Annotated in this window: 18 protein-coding genes; 11 read left to right on the top strand and 7 right to left on the bottom strand. The window is 61.9% G+C overall.

Features of this window, described 5'->3' with window-relative positions:
* Positions 1-13: 13 nt before the first annotated feature.
* The 7 genes from menD (at position 14) to ACB040_RS07315 (ending at position 9,962) form a co-directional block, all read left to right on the top strand.
* Entirely contained in the window at positions 14-1,771 is a 1,758-nt protein-coding gene (gene menD / locus ACB040_RS07345; protein ID WP_371153992.1) for a 2-succinyl-5-enolpyruvyl-6-hydroxy-3-cyclohexene-1-carboxylic-acid synthase, read from the top strand.
* Positions 1,731-2,528, top strand: coding sequence for a 2-succinyl-6-hydroxy-2,4-cyclohexadiene-1-carboxylate synthase (menH, locus tag ACB040_RS07340; protein ID WP_371153990.1), 798 nt, complete (start codon positions 1,731-1,733; stop codon positions 2,526-2,528). The genes menD and menH overlap by 41 nt, the downstream gene beginning before the upstream one ends.
* A 110-nt stretch (positions 2,529-2,638) precedes the next feature.
* Positions 2,639-3,499 carry a 1,4-dihydroxy-2-naphthoyl-CoA synthase gene (menB, locus tag ACB040_RS07335; RefSeq protein ID WP_005354934.1) on the top strand — a complete coding sequence of 287 codons (861 nt, stop codon included), beginning with the start codon at positions 2,639-2,641 and terminating at the stop codon, positions 3,497-3,499.
* Positions 3,499-4,428 carry an o-succinylbenzoate synthase gene (menC, locus tag ACB040_RS07330; protein WP_005335937.1) on the top strand — a complete coding sequence of 310 codons (930 nt, stop codon included), beginning with the start codon at positions 3,499-3,501 and terminating at the stop codon, positions 4,426-4,428. Before menB ends, menC begins: the two co-directional genes overlap by 1 nt.
* Positions 4,421-5,848 (top strand): o-succinylbenzoate--CoA ligase, encoded by a 1,428-nt coding sequence (menE, locus tag ACB040_RS07325; protein WP_371153987.1) that lies wholly within the window; start codon positions 4,421-4,423, stop codon positions 5,846-5,848. Before menC ends, menE begins: the two co-directional genes overlap by 8 nt.
* 219 nt (positions 5,849-6,067) lie before the next feature.
* The gene (locus tag ACB040_RS07320; protein WP_371153985.1) at positions 6,068-8,827 is read left to right on the top strand and encodes a collagenase; all 2,760 of its coding nucleotides are present in this window, start codon (positions 6,068-6,070) and stop codon (positions 8,825-8,827) included.
* A gap of 187 nt (positions 8,828-9,014) precedes the next feature.
* Entirely contained in the window at positions 9,015-9,962 is a 948-nt protein-coding gene (locus tag ACB040_RS07315) for a vancomycin high temperature exclusion protein (RefSeq protein ID WP_201992531.1), read from the top strand.
* Between the two features lie 84 nt (positions 9,963-10,046).
* On the opposite strand, the gene ACB040_RS07310 is transcribed toward ACB040_RS07315, so the two are convergent.
* The 3 genes from ACB040_RS07310 to ACB040_RS07300 all read right to left on the bottom strand — a co-directional run bounded on the left by ACB040_RS07310 (position 10,047) and on the right by ACB040_RS07300 (position 12,349).
* The gene (locus tag ACB040_RS07310; RefSeq protein ID WP_338772697.1) at positions 10,047-10,661 is read right to left on the bottom strand and encodes a superoxide dismutase; all 615 of its coding nucleotides are present in this window, start codon (positions 10,659-10,661) and stop codon (positions 10,047-10,049) included.
* Positions 10,662-10,678: 17 nt separating this feature from the next.
* Entirely contained in the window at positions 10,679-11,158 is a 480-nt protein-coding gene (locus tag ACB040_RS07305) for a tetratricopeptide repeat protein (protein ID WP_236289894.1), read from the bottom strand.
* 174 nt (positions 11,159-11,332) lie between these two features.
* Positions 11,333-12,349, bottom strand: a complete 1,017-nt coding sequence (locus ACB040_RS07300; protein ID WP_005335957.1) for a chemotaxis protein — start codon at positions 12,347-12,349, stop codon at positions 11,333-11,335.
* 201 nt (positions 12,350-12,550) lie between these two features.
* On the opposite strand from ACB040_RS07300, the gene ACB040_RS07295 reads away from it, so the two are divergent.
* A complete protein-coding gene (locus ACB040_RS07295; RefSeq protein WP_201904311.1) occupies positions 12,551-13,270 on the top strand; it encodes an SDR family NAD(P)-dependent oxidoreductase in 720 nt (239 codons plus the stop codon).
* On the opposite strand, the gene ACB040_RS07290 is transcribed toward ACB040_RS07295, so the two are convergent.
* Positions 13,257-15,323, bottom strand: a complete 2,067-nt coding sequence (locus ACB040_RS07290; RefSeq protein ID WP_338772702.1) for a GNAT family N-acetyltransferase — start codon at positions 15,321-15,323, stop codon at positions 13,257-13,259. The two genes, ACB040_RS07295 and ACB040_RS07290, sit on opposite strands and share 14 nt — an antisense overlap.
* Entirely contained in the window at positions 15,320-15,631 is a 312-nt protein-coding gene (locus ACB040_RS07285) for an HlyU family transcriptional regulator (RefSeq protein ID WP_042081878.1), read from the bottom strand. The genes ACB040_RS07290 and ACB040_RS07285 overlap by 4 nt, the downstream gene beginning before the upstream one ends.
* A gap of 136 nt (positions 15,632-15,767) precedes the next feature.
* Between ACB040_RS07285 and ACB040_RS07280 the strand changes: the two genes are divergently transcribed.
* The 3 genes from ACB040_RS07280 (at position 15,768) to ACB040_RS07270 (ending at position 17,233) form a co-directional block, all read left to right on the top strand.
* On the top strand, positions 15,768-15,974 hold the full coding sequence (locus ACB040_RS07280) for a bacterioferritin-associated ferredoxin (RefSeq protein WP_042081881.1): 207 nt from the start codon (positions 15,768-15,770) through the stop codon (positions 15,972-15,974).
* A gap of 144 nt (positions 15,975-16,118) precedes the next feature.
* Positions 16,119-16,595 (top strand): bacterioferritin, encoded by a 477-nt coding sequence (gene bfr / locus ACB040_RS07275; RefSeq protein ID WP_005354959.1) that lies wholly within the window; start codon positions 16,119-16,121, stop codon positions 16,593-16,595.
* A 179-nt stretch (positions 16,596-16,774) separates the two neighbouring features.
* Positions 16,775-17,233: a methylglyoxal synthase gene (locus ACB040_RS07270; protein WP_005363178.1), complete on the top strand. Its 459-nt coding sequence runs from the start codon at positions 16,775-16,777 to the stop codon at positions 17,231-17,233.
* Positions 17,234-17,303: 70 nt separating this feature from the next.
* Here the strand turns inward: ACB040_RS07270 and ACB040_RS07265 are convergent, their stop codons facing one another.
* Positions 17,304-18,455, bottom strand: coding sequence for an iron-containing alcohol dehydrogenase (locus ACB040_RS07265; RefSeq protein ID WP_058057916.1), 1,152 nt, complete (start codon positions 18,453-18,455; stop codon positions 17,304-17,306).
* Between the two features lie 143 nt (positions 18,456-18,598).
* Complete coding sequence (locus ACB040_RS07260; protein ID WP_181222615.1) at positions 18,599-19,054, bottom strand: hypothetical protein; 456 nt, start codon at positions 19,052-19,054, stop codon at positions 18,599-18,601.
* Positions 19,055-19,195 lie beyond the last annotated feature (141 nt).

Raw genomic sequence — 19,195 nt, 5'->3', positions numbered from 1 at the left:
TACGAGAGCCCCTATGCCCACCCGTAAAGAGCCTGCCAGCGAAGAGTTTGCCTGCACACCGTTTTCGAGCCAGCACGCCACCTTCAACCACGTCTGGTCCTCCCTCTTGCTGGAGGAGCTCTTTCGCCTCGGGGTGCGCGACATCGCGCTGGCCCCCGGCTCCCGCTCCGCGCCGCTGACCATGGCCGCCGCCGCCCATCAGGGCTTTCGTCGTCACTTGCACTTTGACGAGCGCGGCCTCGGCTTTATGGCGCTCGGGCTGGCCAAGGGGAGCAACCGGCCGGTGGCGGTGATCATGACCTCGGGCACCGCGGTAGCCAACCTCTGGCCCGCCGTGGCAGAGGCCCAGCTCACCGGCGTGCCGCTGATTATTCTCTCCGCCGATCGTCCTCACGAGCTTATCGACAACGGCGCCAATCAGGCGATCGACCAGCAGGGGATCTTCGGCCACTACCCCGTCTATCAACAGAACCTGCCGAGCCCCACCCCGACCATTCCGGCGGCGTTTGTGCTGAGTTCGGTGGATCAGGCGCTGGCCAAACAGGCGCTCACACCCGGGGTGGTGCACTTCAACTGCATGTACCCCGAGCCCCTCTATCCGGGCGAGCACTATCAGGATTTCTCCGACTATCTGGCCCCCCTCGGTGACTGGCTCAGCTCGCACAAGCCCTGGAGCCCGTGGCAGCAAAGCGAGCCGACCTGCCCCCCTCAGGCGGAGTGGGAAACCTTTCGCCAACAGCGCGGCATCGTTGTGGCTGGTCGCATTACCGACCCGAAGCAGGCACAGACCGCCGCCGCGCTCGCGGAGCAACTCGGCTGGCCGCTGCTGGCGGATCTGCAGAGCCAGATCCGCTTCGACAGCCGCAACCTCATCCACATGGATATGGCGCTCAACGACTCTGAATTCGTCGCCGAGCTGGGCCGCGCCGAGGTGCTGCTGCAATTTGGCGCACGACTGGTCTCCAAGCGGCTCGGCCAGTTCATCAAGCACCATTCATGGCAGGATTACTGGCTGGTGGATCCGCAACCGGCGCGGCTCGATCCCGACTACCGGCTGCGCAACCGGCTGCTCTGCAGTGCCAGCGCCTTTGCTTCAGCCCATCCGGTCACCACACAAGCCCCTTGGCACACATTGGCCGAGCTGCAACATAACGCCAGCCAGCAGATCGCCGCCGCCTGCGAGCACTTCTCCGAGCTTGGGGTCTGCCATCGCCTCAACCGCCTGATCGAAGGGCAACTGTTTGTCGGCAACAGCATGCCTGCCCGACTGATGGATATGCTCGGCGAAACGGGCAAGTGGCCGAGCCGGGTGATGACCAACCGTGGCGCCTCCGGCATCGATGGCCTGATCGCCACCGCCTACGGGTTTGCCCAATCAATCGAGCAGGACAGTGATGAGCCCACTACCCTGCTGCTTGGGGATCTCAGCGCCCTGCACGATCTCAATAGCCTCGCCCTGCTCAGCAAGGCGAGCCGACCGCTGGTGGTGATCCTGCTCAACAACGATGGCGGCAGCATATTCCGTATGTTGCCGGTGCCCACCGAAGGGGCGCTGCTGGAGAGCTACTATCGGCTGCCCCACGGCCTCAGTTTTGAACATGCTGCCGCCATGTTTGGTCTCGCCTATCGGGCGCCGACCACCCTGCCCGAGTTCGAACAGGATTACAGCGCCGCCCTCCAACATGGCGTTACCTTGATCGAGATCCGGGTACCGAGCGAGCAGGTGGCCGATGATCTCAAGGCGCTGGGGGCCGCCATCCGTGGCAAATAAAGATGCCAATGTACCGCTGGTGCTACTGCACGGCCTGCTGGGGGATAGCGGCGACTGGCAACCGGTGATCGACCGGCTGCCCGCCATCCACTGCATCGCCCTCGATCTGCCGGGTCACGGTCAGCATAGCGATCTCAACGTCAGCGACTTTGAGCAGAGCCACCAGTGGCTGGTCACCGAGCTGGCCAGCCGCAACATTGAACGCTATCTGCTGGCAGGTTACTCGCTGGGTGGGCGACTGGCCCTCGATCACGCCAGCCGCGAGCCCGCCGGGCTGCGGGGGCTGCTGCTGGAGAACTGCCACCCGGGGCTACCAGACAATGAACGGGCCGCCCGCATCCAGCACGATGAACAGTGGGCGCAGCGCTTTGAGCGTGAGCCCCTGGCTGACGTGCTGGCAGACTGGTACCGGCAAGGGGTGTTTGCCGATCTTGACGATGCGGCCCGGGCCAGCCAGATCGCCCGCCGCCTTGGCAACGACGGTCAGGGCATCGCCACCATGCTGCGTGCCACCTCGCTCGGCAAGCAGCCGGATCTCGCCACCTGGCTCATGGCGAGCCAGGTGCCGGTTACTTATGTGAGTGGCAAGCGGGATCACAAATTCCATCAGCTGGCTTGCCAGCTGGCGAACCAGGATCGCAGAATCAACCACTTGGTGCTTGATGGCGGCCATAATCTGCACGCCCATCAGCCTGATAACTTTGCCCGACTCCTCGCGGAGTGGGTCAACCAACAAGAAGAGACGAGTCATGATTGAAGCAATGACGGAAGCTGAACTGTATGCACCTGTTCAACATGCCAGGATTGCTCAACTCAGAGTTCAACTCGGTGCTCAACTGCACTCTCCCAGATCAGAAGGAAAAAACCATGATTGAAGCAATGACGGAAGCGGAACTGTACGCTCCGGTTGAGTGGCAGGATTGCTCCGCCGGTTACGAGGACATCCTCTATCACAAGTCCAACGATGGCATTGCCAAGATCACCATCAACCGTCCCCAGGTGCGCAACGCCTTCCGCCCCCGCACCGTCAAAGAGATGCTGCAGGCGCTGGCCGATGCCCGTTATGACGATCAGATCGGCACCATCATCCTGACCGGTTTTGGCGAGAAAGCCTTCTGCGCCGGCGGCGACCAGAAGATCCGTGGCGACTACGGTGGCTATCGCGATGACGAGGGGACTCACCACCTCAACGTGCTCGACTTCCAGCGCGACATCCGCACCTGCCCGAAACCTGTGGTTGCCATGGTGGCCGGTTACGCAGTCGGTGGCGGCCACGTGCTGCACATGATGTGTGACCTGACCATCGCCGCCGACAACGCCCAGTTTGGCCAGACCGGCCCGAAAGTGGGCTCCTTCGACGGCGGTTGGGGCGCCTCTTACATGGCTCGTATCGTCGGCCAGAAGAAAGCCCGCGAAATCTGGTTCCTCTGCCGCATGTACGATGCCCAGCAAGCCCTCGACATGGGTCTGGTCAACACCGTCGTACCATTGGCCGAACTGGAGCGTGAAACCGTGCGCTGGTGCCGTGAAATGCTGCAAAACAGCCCGATGGCGCTGCGTTGCCTGAAAGCCGCCCTCAACGCTGACTGTGATGGGCAGGCGGGCTTGCAGGAGCTGGCGGGCAATGCCACCATGCTCTTCTACATGACCGAAGAGGGTCAGGAAGGCCGCAACGCCTTCAACGAAAAGCGTCGCCCCGACTTCTCCAAATACAAGCGGAACCCCTGATGACACTCGCCCTGTATCGCTATCAACTGCCTTTTACCCAGCCACTGACCTTTCACGGCAAGGTGGAGGTGGCGCGAGAGGGGCTGTTGGTGCGCATCAACGACGGCTGGGGGGAAATTGCCCCCCTGCCCGGCTTCTCGAAAGAGAGCCTGCAACAGGCAGAGGCAGAAGCCCTTGCCACGCTGGCAGCACTGGCCGCCGGCGACACCCCGAACCCCGTGCTGCCGTCGGTGCAATTTGGCCTCGACTGCGCGCGCCGGACATGGCCCGAGCAGCGCAACCCGCTGCCGGAACCCTATCCCCTCATTCAAGGCTCCCCCCAGGAGCTGCTGCGCAACTGGAAAGAGTGGCTGCACCGCACGCCTGGCAAGGCCAAGCTGAAGGTGGCGCGCTACCCGATGCGTGACGAGCTGGCGCTGATCCGCCTGCTGTGCGACCGCCTCCCCTCCCTCAAGCTGGTGCTGGATGCCAACCAGGGCTGGACTCGCGAGGAGGCGTGGACCTTCTGCGGCCACCTCGACCCGAATCGCATCGAGTATCTGGAAGACCCTTGCGCCGACTTTGCCGACATCGCCTTTGTCGCCAACCGCACCGGCATGCCGGTGGCGCTGGACGAACTGCTGGCACAAGGCAAGCCGTGGGAGCCGATCCCGCAACTGCGCGCGCTGGTGCTCAAGCCTACCCTGCTCGGTTCACTCGCCAACTGCGAAGCGCTGATCGCCCGCGCCCGCGAACTGCGACTCAAGGTGATCATCTCCTCCTGTTTCGAATCGGATCTGGGCCTGAACCAGCTCTTTCATCTGGCAGGCGAATGGGCTCCCGAACAGGCGCCGGGTCTGGATACCCGCCGCTGGATGGCGGGCAATCTGCTGGGGGAAGATGGCAAACCGGATCTGAGCCGACTGGAGCAACTGTATTACCGTGATTGACCCCTCCCGTTCACCCGAACAGACACCTTGCCCGGTGCGCCACCGGGCAATCACAGCCCCGAACCGCATTGCCATCCACGCTGCCTCGCCCCTCAGTTACCGCCAGCTCGATGCCCGCCTCAACAGCCTGTGCCAACAGCTGGAACAAGCCGGAGTGCGTCGTGGCGATCATCTGGTAGCGGTGGTGCGCGGTGCGCTGGAAGATGTGCTGCTGGCGTGGGCCTGCGTACGCAGCGGCGTGGTGTTCTGCCCGCTCAACCCCGCCTTTCCTCTCGAAAAGCAGCGCGAGCTGGCGGTACAACTCGATGCCGATGCCTTCTGGTCGGCAGGGGAGATCTCGGCAGGCAACTGGCAGCCCCTGCAGCTCGACTTCACGCGCGAACTGCCAGCAAGAGAGGAAGCGTGGCCGCTGGAATCGACCCAACTCAACAACATGATCCTCACCTCCGGCTCCAGCGGCACGCCGAAAGCGGTGGTGCACCGGCTCTGCAACCACCTGGCCTCGGCACGCGGCTCTGCCACCCTTATTCCCCTCGATGAGGCCTGCGGCTGGCTGCTCTCCCTGCCGCTGTTCCATGTGGGCGGCTACGCCATCCTGTTTCGGGTCTTTCTGGCGGGTGCCACGTTGGTGCTGGATCAACGTGAACGCTCCCTCAAGGAGCGGCTGGAGTGCCAGCCCATCACGCACCTCTCGTTGGTGCCAACCCAGCTCTGGCGCCTGCTGGCAGAGGGTTTTGCTCCCGCCCGTACCCGCCTGCGCGAGCTGCTGCTCGGTGGCGCCGCCATCCCGCAGCCACTGGTGAGTCGCCTCTGCGCCATGGGGCTCGAACCCAAGGTGAGTTATGGTCTCTCCGAGATGGGGAGCCAGGTCTGCACCGCTATCCCCGGCGATGCAGGCATAGTTGGCAAACCGCTACCGGGACGGGAAGTGTGTATCAGGGAGCAGGAGATCTGCGTGCGCGGCGCCACCCTGTTTGCCGGTTACTACCGGGCAGGCGAGCTGGAACTGCCGCTCGATGACGAGGGCTGGTTTCATACCCGCGACAAGGGGCGCTTCACTGCGGCAGGGGAACTGGTTGTAGAGGGACGACTGGACAACCTCTTTATCTCGGGCGGTGAGAATATCCAGCCAGAAACCATAGAGCAGCGACTGGTGGATCATCCCGCCGTCGCCCAAGCGCTGGTGGTGCCGGTGCCGAGCGACGAGTGGGGGCAACGCCCCGCCGCCTTTATCGACTGGCACGGCGAGCCGGTTCCCGACTCCGAACTGGCTGCCTGGATCCGTGCCACCCTGCCCGGCTTTATGGTGCCCGACCACTGGCTCCCCTGGCCCGATCTCGGTGGCAATCTCAAACCCTCACGCCAACAGTTGGGCAAGATTGCCCGACAGCTGACCACCTTGTCACAACAAGCTGAATGAGATCGGACTCACAATTTCCCGATCTGCTCTGAAAACAGAAAAAGAAACATGTGAGTCCTTACTGCGGCGCCAGCCCACGATAATCCGATCAGACTCAAAAAGCCATCATCTTATTGATTTATCTGATTTTTAATTGGAAATTGATATCCCTTTGGAACTGTTTAAATTGCCTTGCGATTACTCGCAAGACAATACACAAACAAGAACAAAGGGATAAAAATGAACCGTTCAGGTACCGGGTGGATGCTGCTGGCAGGCCCCCTGCTTTTGGCTACATCCTCGGCGCAAGCCAACTACTCCCCCAATGACTGGCGACAATATCAGCTGACTGGCGAATCGAGCCGGCAACTGGCCGCGCGCATCACCGAGATCACCTACGAGCTCAAGGCGCGCAGCAGCAATGCTCCTTACCAGCAGCTTAGGGTCTACCGTCGCTTCGACTGGCAGAGCAGCGATCTCGCAGCACTGGCCGAACAGCAGTGTGGCGAGCCGCAGCTCAAGGTAGATGCGGGCTGGCAGATCCGCTTCGTGCGCTGTGAAGATCGGATTCCGGCGGGCAAGCTGATCCCGGCCAGCAGTTATGACTTCGGTTATGGCCTCAAGCAGGGTCGCTGGGAGCAACTGGCGGGCACGCCGACCGCCCAACGGCAGGATCGTCTGCCGCTGCCACAAGCCATCATCCTGGGTCAGAGCGAAAGGGAGCTGGATCGCTGCGAACTCAACCCGCAGGGCCGCTGCGCAGAGTCGGAGTGGCACTATCAGCCGCAGGATTGGCAGCAGTTGCAGGTACTTGAAGAGACCCCGAGTGAGCGGGATGGCCGGTTGGAGCAAATCTTCTTCCGCCTGCAGCCGGTGGCAGGCAGTCAGGCTGCCGCTCAGGTCAGCGAGATCCATGTCTGGCGCCGCTATCAGTGGCAGCTGGATCAGCTCACGCCTCAGCAAGAGTGTGATGAGCCACAGGAGCGCAAGGAGGGGAGCAACACCATCCGCTATCGCATCTGCCGTCAGGTGATCCCCGCAGGCAGCGAGGTTCAGGTAACGTTGCAAGATAGCGGCTACCAATACCCGGTCGCTGGCGGCGAGTGGCAACCCCTGCCAGAGAGCAAAGAGTGGCAGGAGAGCCGGGTGCTCAATCGCCCCATCGTGCTGGCCAGCAAGGAGGAGCAGCTGGGGTGCCGCCGTGCCAACGGTCGTCTCTGCTCCGAGCCCGAGCAGCCCGATGTGGATCTGCTCGACAACGATGCCGCCAAACTGGTAGCCGACGTGAGCGGCCAGAACAGTCCTGCCTGGCAGGCGGATTACGGCCACGATGATGCCAAGCTGATGGCGGTGGTACGCGGCATGCGTGCCCTGCTGGCGGCCAACCAGCCGACCCATCCGGCAATGGACAAGCTGCTCTACTATGTGCGCGCCCACAACTACCATGGCGGCGTTGGCAAAGAGAGTGATCAGGCCGCCCGGGCTCTGGCCGGGGTGATGATTGATCTGCTCAACCACCCATTGCTGCTGGGAGCTGAACCACAGGATCAGGCTGGCACAGTGCTGGAAGCCTGGAGCGTGGCAGCGCAGGGCCAACTTGGCCAAGCCGCCTTCCGCCAGAGTGCCGCCCCCATGCTGACCCAGCTCAACCAGGCGCTCGGCTATGCGGTGCAACATGCGGCACAGATCAATGGCCACAAACCCTGGGCCGATGGCCTGTTCGAGCTGCTCAATCTGGTCGATCAGAGCGCCTCTTACGGTCAGCAGGCTGACTTCAGCGCAGCTGTGCTGCAGCAGGAGGCGGCATTGCGCCAGAGCCTGCTGCAACTGGGCCTGAGCGAGCTGGCCCTCTGGAAACAGCGCGACGGCTCACGGGATCTGTTTATCTTCAACAACATCCTCGATGCCCACAGCCGCCTCTACCAGATGATGCGCTACCTCCATCACACCAGCCCGGATAAGGCGATCGCCTACCGCCAACAACTGGATCGCGATGTCATCGCCATCATGCGCCAGCAGGGGCTGATCCCGGGTGGCCAACATCCGGCCGCCATGCTGGAAGAGGTCTCCCTGACCCTCTCCAGCTACTACCTCACCTACACGGATCGCACCAGCGAAGCCTGTGTCAGTGGCGAGTTCGCCGGGCTCTGCACACCGATCCGCATTGAAGATATTCTGCCGTTCGAGCACACCTGCTCGCCAACCCTGCGTCTGCGCGCTCAGGATCTGACCCAGGCTCAGGCCGAAGGGATCTGCCGCGAGCTGGGTGATGAAGAGCAGCGCTTCCACCAGCAGATGGAGACTGGCTGGCAACCGGTGGCCGATGATCACAACGAAGCGCTGGAACTGGTGATCTTCAACTCCTCCGCCGACTGGGGCCGCTACGGCAGCGCGCTGTTTGGCGTCTCCACCGACAATGGCGGCATCTATATCGAGGGGGATCCGGCTCGCCCCGGCAATCAGGCCCGCTTCTTCGCCTATGAGGCGGAGTGGAAACGCCCCGCCTTCCAGGTGTGGAACCTGCGCCACGAGTATGTTCACTATCTCGACGGCCGCTTCAACCAGTACGGCAGCTTCGGCCACTATCCGCTCAACCGCACTACCTGGTGGGCCGAGGGGATTGCAGAGTACATCGCCCACGGCCAGTGCTTTGCCCGGGGTCTGGATAACGTGGCAAACCGCCCCGCCAACCAGCGTCCGACACTGGCGGCGATCCTCCACCTTGACTACGACCAGGGTGGCGAGATGGTCTACTCCTGGTCCTATACCGTGCACCGCTTCCTCAACGATACCGGTCGCGGCGCCAGCTGGCTGGCGCTGGCACAGGCGCTGCGCAATCCGGATCGGCAGCAGGCGATGAGCGACTTCGAAGGGGAGCTGGACCGGCTGATCGCCAACGACAGCGACGCCTATCAGGCATGGCTGAGCAGGGATCTGTTGCCCTGGTGGCAAGCCAACAAGGAGTCCGACGCCTGCAAGGGTAACGACTCCGCCCACTGATAGACCTTCACCTAACAGAGGGGCTGCCACCGCAGCCCCTCTCTTTATCCTCCCGTTCTCCCGGCCTCTGCTGCGACAACCTCTGCCCGAATGAGGTGCCCGCCCGTTATCAAGCCTGACGCCAGCGGCCGAGTTGTAATAGAATGCCGATAGCCACTCCCAACTTCAGACCCTGACCGCACCGCGCATGAAGAAGTTTGCCAAGATCCTCCTCGCCTGCCTCGTTTTGCTGCTGGCCCTGATTGCCATGCTGCTGGGCTACAGCGAGTGGATCGTCTCGGATGCCCGTCACTACACCTACGATCAGGTGGACAAGGTGCCCTACAACCGGGTTGCGGTGGTGCTGGGTACCTCCAAATATCTCTCCGGTGGCGGTCCCAACCACTACTTCAAATACCGCATCAAGGCGGCGGCCGAGCTCTACAACAATGCCAAGGTGGACTTCATCATCGTCTCCGGTGACAACGCCACCGTGCAGTACAACGAGCCACGCCAGATGCGCCGCGCCCTGATCAAGGCGGGCATCCCCGCCTCCGCCATCTATATGGATTTCGCCGGATTCCGCACCCTCGACTCAGTGGTTCGCGCCAAAGAGGTGTTCGGCCAGGAGCGCTTTACCGTGGTCTCTCAGGGCTTTCATAACGAGCGGGCCATTTTCATCGCCCGCCATTTCGGTATCGATGCGGTCGGCTTCAATGCCGAGGATCCCAGCGCCTATCAGGGGATCCGCACCCGGGTGCGGGAAGTCTTTGCCCGCCTGATGGGGCTGCTCGACCTCTATGTACTGGACAAGGGGCCCAAGTTCCTCGGCGCTCCTGTGCCCATCGGTCTGCCTGTGCCTTGCCAGTCACTGAGTACCATCGGCAGCCTGCAACCCTGCCTCAAACAGCCCAAACCGGCGGTGGATGAGGCAAAGCCAGCGGCAGTCTCTGCCGCTGTTGCCACCGAGTCAGCTACTCCATCAGCCTCGGCGGTGACGGAACAAGTCACGCTAGCTTTATCCGCTGCGGCAACGACTGAGCCGGTCACTCCCGCCAAATCCGCGGCAGAAACCGCCGCCGAGATGCCCAGCGCGGCCTTGCCCACGTTGCCGGTGGCCCCTTCAGCCGCCAGCGTCAGCACTGACGCACCATAAACAGACGACCCGCCAACTGGCGGGTCTTGTTATTACAGCGCGGGTTGTGGCGGTGAGCCTGTACACCCATTCCCAGCGACCAGGTCAGCCTCTCGCCGCTTGATAGCGGCGGGCCACTTCGGCCCAATCCACCACCTGATAGAAGGCTGCGATATAGTCAGGACGCTTGTTCTGGTACTTGAGATAGTAGGCGTGCTCCCACACATCCAGCCCCAGGATCGGGGTATGGCCATGCATCAGGGGACTATCCTGATTGGCACTGCTCTCCACCTGCAATCTGCCCGCCTTGTCCACCACCACCCAGGCCCAGCCGCTACCAAAGCGGCTCAGGGCCGCCTGAGTGAAGGCCTGCTTGAAGGCATCGAATCCCCCCAATTCCCGCTCGATAGCCAGAGCCAGCTCACCACCCGGCTCACCGCCCCCCTGCGGGCTCATCACCAGCCAGAACAGGGAGTGATTGGCATGGCCGCCGCCATGGTTGCGGACCGCCCCCTGCAAGGTGGCAGGCAGAGTATCGAAGCGGCGCAGCAGCTCCTCTACCGACAGTGCAGCCAGCTCTGGCGCCCCTTCCAGTGCGGCGTTGAGGTTGTTGATATAGGTCTGGTGATGACGGCTATGGTGGATCTCCATGGTCAAGGCATCGATATGGGGTTCCAGTGCGTCGTAGGCATAGTTCAGGGCTGGCAGGGTATGGCTCATGATGACCTCTGTGTGGATTAATGGAGCAGGGATGAGGGCTCGCTCTGACACAGGCAGTGACCGAGCGAACGCATGATCCCGGCGTGGCTGCCGTGGCGCTGTACGAACGTCAGCAACTCGGCACGGGTTGTGCGGGTATGGCGCAAAGCAGCCTCTCGCAGGCGAGAGGAGCAAGCGGGGGAGTGACAGGTCGCCAGCAGGCAATCGTGCACATAGCAGAGCAGGTCGGCGGCGCGATCGGGCAGGGTCATGGCCACCAACAGATCCGCCAGATTGTGGTGAGCCACAACCAGCGCCGCCACCGCCTCATCGGCATCGTGCCACTGCACCAATTGCTGACGAGCCAGCCACAGCGCCTGCTGATAATGGGCCAACGCCTGATGATACTCGCCGCAGTCAAACAGCCGGTTGCCCTCTCTGGTCTGCTGTTTCCAGTGACTCATGCTGCTGCCACCTTCGGTCGACTCGACCCACCCCTTCACCCAGGTTGCTGTCATATGCTTCACACCAACAAATGATAATAATTATCATTACATGAATCATATCCGGGAGACAAGGGGCGTCGGGATCTCAGCAAACAGCCAAAACCGCGCGGCCACCCCTTGGCAAGGAGTGGCCGCTTGAGGCACCGGTCAGTGGATTCGACCGGCTAATTGGAAGTTAACGGCAGGTCAGATGTTGTTGGCGGGCGAGGGCGGGGCAATCCCCAGCAGCATATGGTCCATCATCCCCACCATGCGCCCTATCTCGGGCTTGGTGATGGTATCGTTGGCCCCCAGTTGCAGCGCTTTCTGGCGGTTGTCATCGCTCATCAGAGAGGAGAACATCACGATGGGCATCTCCTTGTAGGAGGGGGTGTCCCGCAGACGCTTGAGCAGGTGCATGCCATCCATGCGCGGCATCTCCACATCGGTGATCACCGCATTGACGAAGCCGGTCACCGGCATTCTCTCCTCCTGGGCCAGGCGATCGAAATCCGTCATCATCTCCAGCCCCTCTCCCCCATCCTTGGCCGTGATCACGTTGTAGCCAGCGGTGCGCAGGGTGGTTTCGATCATCTTGCGGATAAAGGCCGAGTCGTCCACCACCAGAATGGTTTTGCCCTGGCGCAGCGCCATCATGCGATCGTCGATAAGCACCTTGCGATCCTGGGTGACGTCGTACTTCTCCATGCTGAGCTCGGGGTTGATATCGGCGATGATCTTCTCGAAATCGAGGATCATGATGAGGTTGCCATCGCGCCTGACCACGGCCACCACGCAGTCGTTCTCCCCCGCTTCCAGAAACTGGCTGGGGGACTCCACATCCTCCCAGGATACCCGGTGGATCCTGCTGACGCTATCGATCAGAAAGCCGTTGGCCATCTTGTTGAAGTCGGTGACGATCACCACCTTGTGGCTGGGGTCAGGGTTGGTCTTGATGCCGAGCCAGCCCGCCAGATCCACCAGCGGGATGAGGCGATCCCGCAGGGAGAAGACCCCCACCATATGACGCTGGGCATTGGGGTAATCTGTGGTCTCCGGCACCCGGATCACCTCGCGCACCTTGGCGACGTTTATCCCGTAATAAGCGGTTTTTTCACGACCGTCCGGTAGCTGCTTCTTGAGGTGAAACTCGATGATCTCAAGCTCGTTGGTGCCACTTTCGGTCAGGATAGATTTACGCTCTTCCCCATCTTTGGACATCATGGTGACTCTCATTCTGGTTGCGCGGGCAGCAGACCGCTGCGGTTTTCCCTCAGTATAGGAATGGATTTCACCCAGCGGCTCGGATCTCGGCAAGATTGCAGCCTTAACCGCTTGATCCCGCAGGCTGGCACGATCGTATCTGCCAATCAGGACAACATTGGCGGATGGTGAAATCCATCATGCACCCACAAGGAGCCTGAGATGAGTGAAGGTATCGTCGTGATTGGCGCTTCTGGCGGTATCGGGGCGGCGCTGGTCGCACACTGGTTGGCGGCGGGTGTCGGGCCAGTGATTGCCATCAGTCGTCAACCCGCACCAGCAGGAGCCTCTTCGCCGGCCCTGCACTGGCTATGTTGTGATTACAGCGATGAGCAGATGGCAACTGCGGTAGCCCGCATCGCGGAGTTGGCGCCGAGACCCCATCGGGTGGTGATCTGCAACGGCATCCTGCATCAGGGGGAGATCCAGCCAGAGAAGCGACTCGAAGCAATCAATCTGGATGCCATGACCCGCCTCTACCAGACCAACGCCTTGCTGCCGCTGCGCTGGATCAGCCAGTTGTTACCGCTGTTTGGCCGCGAGCCTTGCACTCTGGCCGTTCTCAGCGCTCGGGTCGGCAGCATTGGCGACAACCGAGCGGGCGGCTGGTATGGCTATCGCGCATCCAAGGCCGCCCTCAACATGCTGCTCAAGTGTGCCGCCATCGAGCTGGCCCGGCGGGCCCCCGGCGTCAAATTGCTGGCCTTCCATCCCGGCACAGTGGATACCCAACTCTCTCGCCCGTTTCACGCCAATGTACCGCCAGGAAATGTGCAGAGTCCCGAACTGGTAGCCGACCATCTGATTAACCTGATGAGCCGGCTGCAGCCGGATGGCGAGCTGAGCTTTCTCGACTGGCAGGGCAAACCTATCGAGTGGTAGAGGAACTCAAGAGACGCGCCAGCAGTGCCCGCAACCTCTTGATCACGGCGGGCTTGCCCGCCAGTTGCAACCTCGCGGCCAGCATTCCCCAGTCGGCATATTGCCAGATGGTGGCGATCAGCAGATAACGCTCTTCAGGAGTCAGTGAAGCCAGCACAGCCAGATTGCGCGCCAACCACAACTGCAGGCTGGATTGGCTCAGTTCAAACGGCTTGTGATGCAGGGCAAAGCACTCAACCTCATCGCGCTCGTACTCGCCAAGCTCCGCTGCGGTAGCGGTGCAGCCTTGCAGACATTGCCATACCAGCTCGGGATCCAATCCTTTCAACTCACCCGCCAGCAGGGTCGGCAGCTGGCGTACAAAACGCTGCTGCCATTGATTCAACTCGATCTCATGTTCGGGTTTCAGCGCTTTGAGCAGCAGGGCTGCGTGGCAGCCGCTGGCGGCATCCCGCTGCAGGCCGATGCGCAGCACCTCCAGCCCGGCCTTGCGCCAGAAGGGGAGCAGGTCGGCGCTGGCCGAAAAGGCCGAGCCGAGGTAGTCGATCCCCGCCTGACGATAATGTTCTTCAAGCCTGCCAAGCAGTAGCGACCCCAACCCGTGGCGGTGTAGCTCGGGATGGATGGCGATACGCATCACCCGGGCGTAGCTGCGCCCCCCCGCCGTTTTGAAACCGGCGTGGGCCAGCAGCGACTGGGGCAGCAGATGGCCGCGCGGACGGCGGCGCCCGGCCCAGATCGCCTCGGCCAGCTCGGGCTCTATCTCCCCTTCCCGCGCCACCAAGGCCACACCCAGCAGGCTCTCGTCCTGCTCCAGCAGATGGATGTCGAGATCCGGGCTCTCCAGCAGGGATCTGAGATCGCTCGGCGTAGTCTGGTAGTGAGCCAGCACCAGCAGGCCGAACAGCTGCTTGAGCAACGTCTCGTCGCTCTCCAGTGCCTCCTGATTGACCAGACGCCAGCTCGGGCTGGTCGGCGGCAAGGGCGTTGCCACTTCGGCATTGAGGCCGAGCAGGCGGAAAATCAGCGGCTCCAGCGGATCGCGCTTACTCCAGCGAATAGGCTCAGAGAGGTGGATCTCCTGCCACTCCGGGGTCTGGCTATCGAGCACCCGCTTGAAGCGCAGGTGAAAACCGCGCCCCGTCCCCTCGTAACCGTGCTCGGTGGTGGCAAACACGATGCGGCTGTGGCGGGCCAGCATGGCCTCGAGCAGCGGGGTCGGAATGGCAGCCGCTTCATCCACCAGCAGCAGATCGGGATTCATCGCCTCGTGCACCAGCCGATCCGGCGAGCAGTAGCTCAGCCCTGCCAGCTGGTCAGGAGTAGTATCTAGCCCGCGAGCGGCGTGGGCAAACAGGGTCGCTGCTGTTGCCTGTGAGGGGGCCGTCACCACTATGTTCAGCGAGGGTTGCTGGCGCAGCAGCTCGGCGGCAGCCAGCCCCAGCAGCGCACTCTTGCCACGGCCACGGTCGGCGCTCAGCACCAGCGGCCGACGACGATGGCCGTGCAACACCTTGTGGATGGCGGGCAGTGCCCGTGTCTGATCGCAGCTCAGCCTGCGCTCCGGCCCAATCGGTTGCCACGGCTGCGAGCAAACCGGCGGCTCCAGAGAGAGGGCGGGATCACCTTCCAGCAACCGCACCAGCCGGGCGATAAAGCCGTGACCGGCCCGACCCGCCGCCTCCGGCTGGGCCACCAGCCGGATCCGGTCAGGATCCGGCCATGCAGGCCACTGTGTTCTTGGCGGGGTCAGCAGCAACAGCAAGCCACCGGCGCATAGAGTGCCAGCCAGCGCCCCGAAGGCGTCGGGGTGAAAACCGCTAAAGGCGTTGAACACCAGCGTGTCGCACTCCTGACCGAGCCGCTGCAGCGCCTTGGCGGCGGGCTGCGGGGCATAACACTCGGGCCCGGCACCCAGCCAGAAGACGGTCTCGCCGAGCAGGGATTGGGCGCGGGCAATGCACTCGCCCTCCTTCCCCTCCAGCCAGATCAGGCGCCGCTCACCGGCGCGGGCCAGCGCCTCGCGCAGCAGGGTGACCTCTTGCAGTGTCATGAAGCTTGGCTGTCAGCCGATTTACGGGGTTCGAACATGCGATCTCCCATCTGATCGATAAAGGTGTGGGCCTTCTGCACCATGAAACGCTCGGCATCGGCCGGATTGGCAAACAGATCGGAGCGGATGAAACGGTGGGTTTGCAGCACCCCATCCAGCTCCTTGGTGATGCGCCCTGCCAGTCGGTACTGGCCACCTTCGGCCATGGGTTCCGGATAGATGAGATAGCCGGCATATTCGGTGGGAGTGACTTCCGGCGCCTTGGTCGGCTCGCCCCCGAACAGGGCGCTGAACAGTTTCTTGAGCATGGTGATCTCCTCTGGTTGCCAGCATTGTCCCCAAGGGGTTGCACAGTGGCAAGCAGGGGATCTTATTACCAATGGTTATTTGCACTACGAACCATTCTCATTTAGATTTCATCTCATTCCACAAGAGGTGACCATCATGTACGTCTGTTTGTGCCGCGGCATCACAGATACCCAGATCCGCAAAGCGGTGCAGTCAGGTAAAAGCGAGTTCCGCCAACTCAAGCAGTCGCTCGAGGTGGGCGCCCAATGTGGCAAATGCGTGCGCATGACAATGGAGATCATCGCCGCCGAACTCGACAGGATGGAGCAGGAGCAACCCGTGCTCTACTACGAAGTGGCCTGATCCGAACACCTCTTTTCTGATGCGACCCGCCAACAGGGTCACCCCTTTTCTCAGGCGAGCTGGCTCGCCAGACCTCTTGTTGTCACTTTTCTGGACTAAGCTCTAACGATCGAAGCCTCAGGCACGAACCAAGGAGCACTGTCGATGAAAGGAGATCCCAAGATCATTGCCCACCTCAACAAGGTACTGGCCAATGAGCTGATTGCCATCAACCAATACTTCCTGCACGCCCGCATCTACGATGACTGGGGCCTCAAGGCGCTCGGGCACAAGGAATATCACGAGTCTATCGATGAGATGAAACACGCAGACGAGCTGGTCAAACGCGTGCTGTTTCTCGAAGGGCTGCCCAATTTGCAGGATCTGGGCAAGCTGCGTATCGGTGAAACGGTGGAAGAGATGTTGCGCTGCGACCTCTCACTGGAGATGGATGCCATCCCCGACCTCAAGGTAGCCATCGCCTACGCCGAGTCGGTGCAGGACTACATCAGCCGCGACCTGTTCCAGGAGATTCTGGAGGATGAAGAGGAGCATGTGGACTGGCTGGAGACCCAGCTAGACCTTATCGATCGCATCGGGCTGGAGAACTACCAGCAGTCGCAACTGCACCACGGCTCCTGAGCCAGCAGGCCAGCAGGCCAGCAAGCAAAGAGACCCGCCAGCGCGGGTCTCTTCATTTGAGCAGCCATGACCCGAAAACTTTTCGACAGGATCACAGTTAATACGCCCGACACAGCATCTGTCATGGCTTTCGATTAGGATACGACTCTCTTTCAATAACAATGCTACGGACGATTTCCATGGAACAGATTGCACGCGAGATGGCACCCCACAAACGGGTGGCACTGGTGGCTCACGACAACATGAAGACCCCTCTGCTGAACTGGGTGATGCGCCGCAAGGAGGAGCTCAAGCTCCACCACCTCTATGCAACCGGCACCACCGGCACCATGCTCGGCAAGAAGGCGCAGTTGCCCATCACCTGCCTCTTCTCCGGCCCCATGGGGGGCGACCAGCAGCTCGGCGCCCTGATCGCCGAAGGGAAGATCGACGTGCTGATCTTCTTCTGGGATCCCCTCAATGCGGTGCCACACGATCCGGACGTGAAGGCGTTGCTGCGGCTGGCTGCGGTGTGGAACATCCCGGTCGCCACCAACGAGGCGACCGCCGATTTCATCATGGACAGCCCCCATATGCGGCAGGCATTCAGCGTACAGATCCCGGATTACGCCGGTTATCTCAAGGCGCGTACCGAGTGATCGGCTAACCCGTGATGCAAGAGGGCCGCAACAAGCGGCCCTTTTTATTAGGAAACAAACCGGCGCCGGCTTATAGCGCGCGGGCGAGAATGCGTGCCACCCGATCCGGGTCGATATCCTGCTGTTCACCGAGCGCGGTGCGCCCCACCCGCTTGAGATTGGAGCAGACCGCCGGAATGCAACTTTCGCTGAGGCCATAGTCAGCCAGCCGGGTACCCAATCCCATCTTCTGGAAGAACTGCTCGGTGCGGATGATCGCCTCCTCGATGCGCAGGGCCTTGTCCTCGCGGGTCGAATGCCACACCCGCTCGGCAAACTGGGCCAGCTTGTCCTGCTTCTGGCTCGCCCGCTCACGCAGCAGTGAGGGGAGCACCACAGCCAAGCTCTGGCCGTGATCCAGCCCGTAGAGCGCCGTCAGCTGATGGCCGATGGCGTGAGAGGCCCAATCCTGCGGCACTCCGCAACCGATAAGCCCGTTGAGCGCCAGACTGGCCGCCCACATCAGATTGGCCCGCACCTGATAGTTGGTCGGCTCCGCCAGCGCCTTGGGGCCGTTCTCCACCAGCACCTGCAGCAAACCTTCCGCCAGCCGATCCTGTACCTCGCCGCCGACCGGAAAGGTGAGGTACTGCTCGGCAATATGGACGAAGGCATCCACCACCCCGTTGCCGGTCTGGCGCGGCGGCAGACTGTAGGTGGTCGCCGGATCGAGCACCGCAAATTGCGGCTGCACCAGCGGGCTTCTGAAGGAGATCTTCACATCCCCCCGGCTCACCACCGAGGTAGGATTGCTCTCGGAGCCGGTGGCTGGCAGGGTCAGCACACAGCCCATCGGCAGCGCCTTGTGCACACTCGCCTGTTTACCGCAGATATCCCAGGGATCATCCCCCTCGTAGCAGGCGGCGGCCGCAACAAACTTGGTGCCATCCACTACCGAGCCGCCGCCGACCGCCAGCAGGAAGTCGATGCGATCGCGTTTAACCTGCGCCACCGCCTCCATCAACAGCTCGAATCTGGGGTTGGCGCCGATGCCGGAAAACTCCTGCCACGTCACCCCTTCCAGCGCCCGGGTCAGCTGCTCATAGACGCCGTTTTGCTTGATGCTGCCTCCGCCGTAGAGCACCAGCAGCCGGCTGCCGGGCGGGATCAGTTCGGGCAGGCTGGCGATCTGCCCCTCGCCGAAACAGATACGGGTCGGATTGGCATATTGGAAGTTGTACACGGCGGACTCCTCGACTGGCTCAATGCGCGGACATTGTGCGCCTGTGGAGAGGTGAGGTCAAAAGAGGTGGCAGAAGCTTGCCCATCGGCGGTCGACACTGGCCCATCGGTGCCGACCGGGTAGATCTCAGAACAGCGGCAGGATCAGGCAGTTTTGGCCTCATCTTTGGATGAGCTCTTCTTGCCGGTCAGGCGATCCATCGCCTCTTTCAGCATCGCATCTTTCTGCTCGTTGAGCGGCTTGCTCTGCTCGGCACGCTCTTCCGGGGTCAGCTTCTTGTTATCGGCGATGGTCTTGAGCTTCTCTTCGATCTCGTTGAACTTCTTGCGATCGAAGCCAAGCGCCTTGTCCACCAGCTGCTGCACCACGCCCCCCTTGTCGGAGCTCATATCCAGCGCCGGTGGCAACTTGTTGTTCTTGGCCAGATGTTCGTAGGTCAGCACCTGCTGGGCCTGGCCGGTCATGCGCTGGGTGGAGAGGCTGACCATCTCCTCCCAGCCACCACCCTGACCGCCGCTACTGGCACTGTTGAGGGTGGCGAGGGCGCGGTTGTTGGATGCGCTCTGGGCAAGCTGCTGGCTGTAGGGTTTGATATCCATGGGGGCTCCAATTCGGTGGCATCTGCGGCAATGGGCACAGGCTGATCCGGTCACATGGGGCGTCATGCCCCACCATTATCAATTAAACCAGCAAGTTACAGGCCAACTTGTCAGATAGTGCGAGATCCAGAGATATGGCGG

The organism is Aeromonas sp. S11(2024), from assembly GCF_041402345.1.
GTDB classification, from domain to species: Bacteria; Pseudomonadota; Gammaproteobacteria; order Enterobacterales; family Aeromonadaceae; genus Aeromonas; species Aeromonas veronii.
Note: the sequence above shows the minus strand (reverse complement) of the source record. Positions and strands in the feature narration are given on the sequence as shown.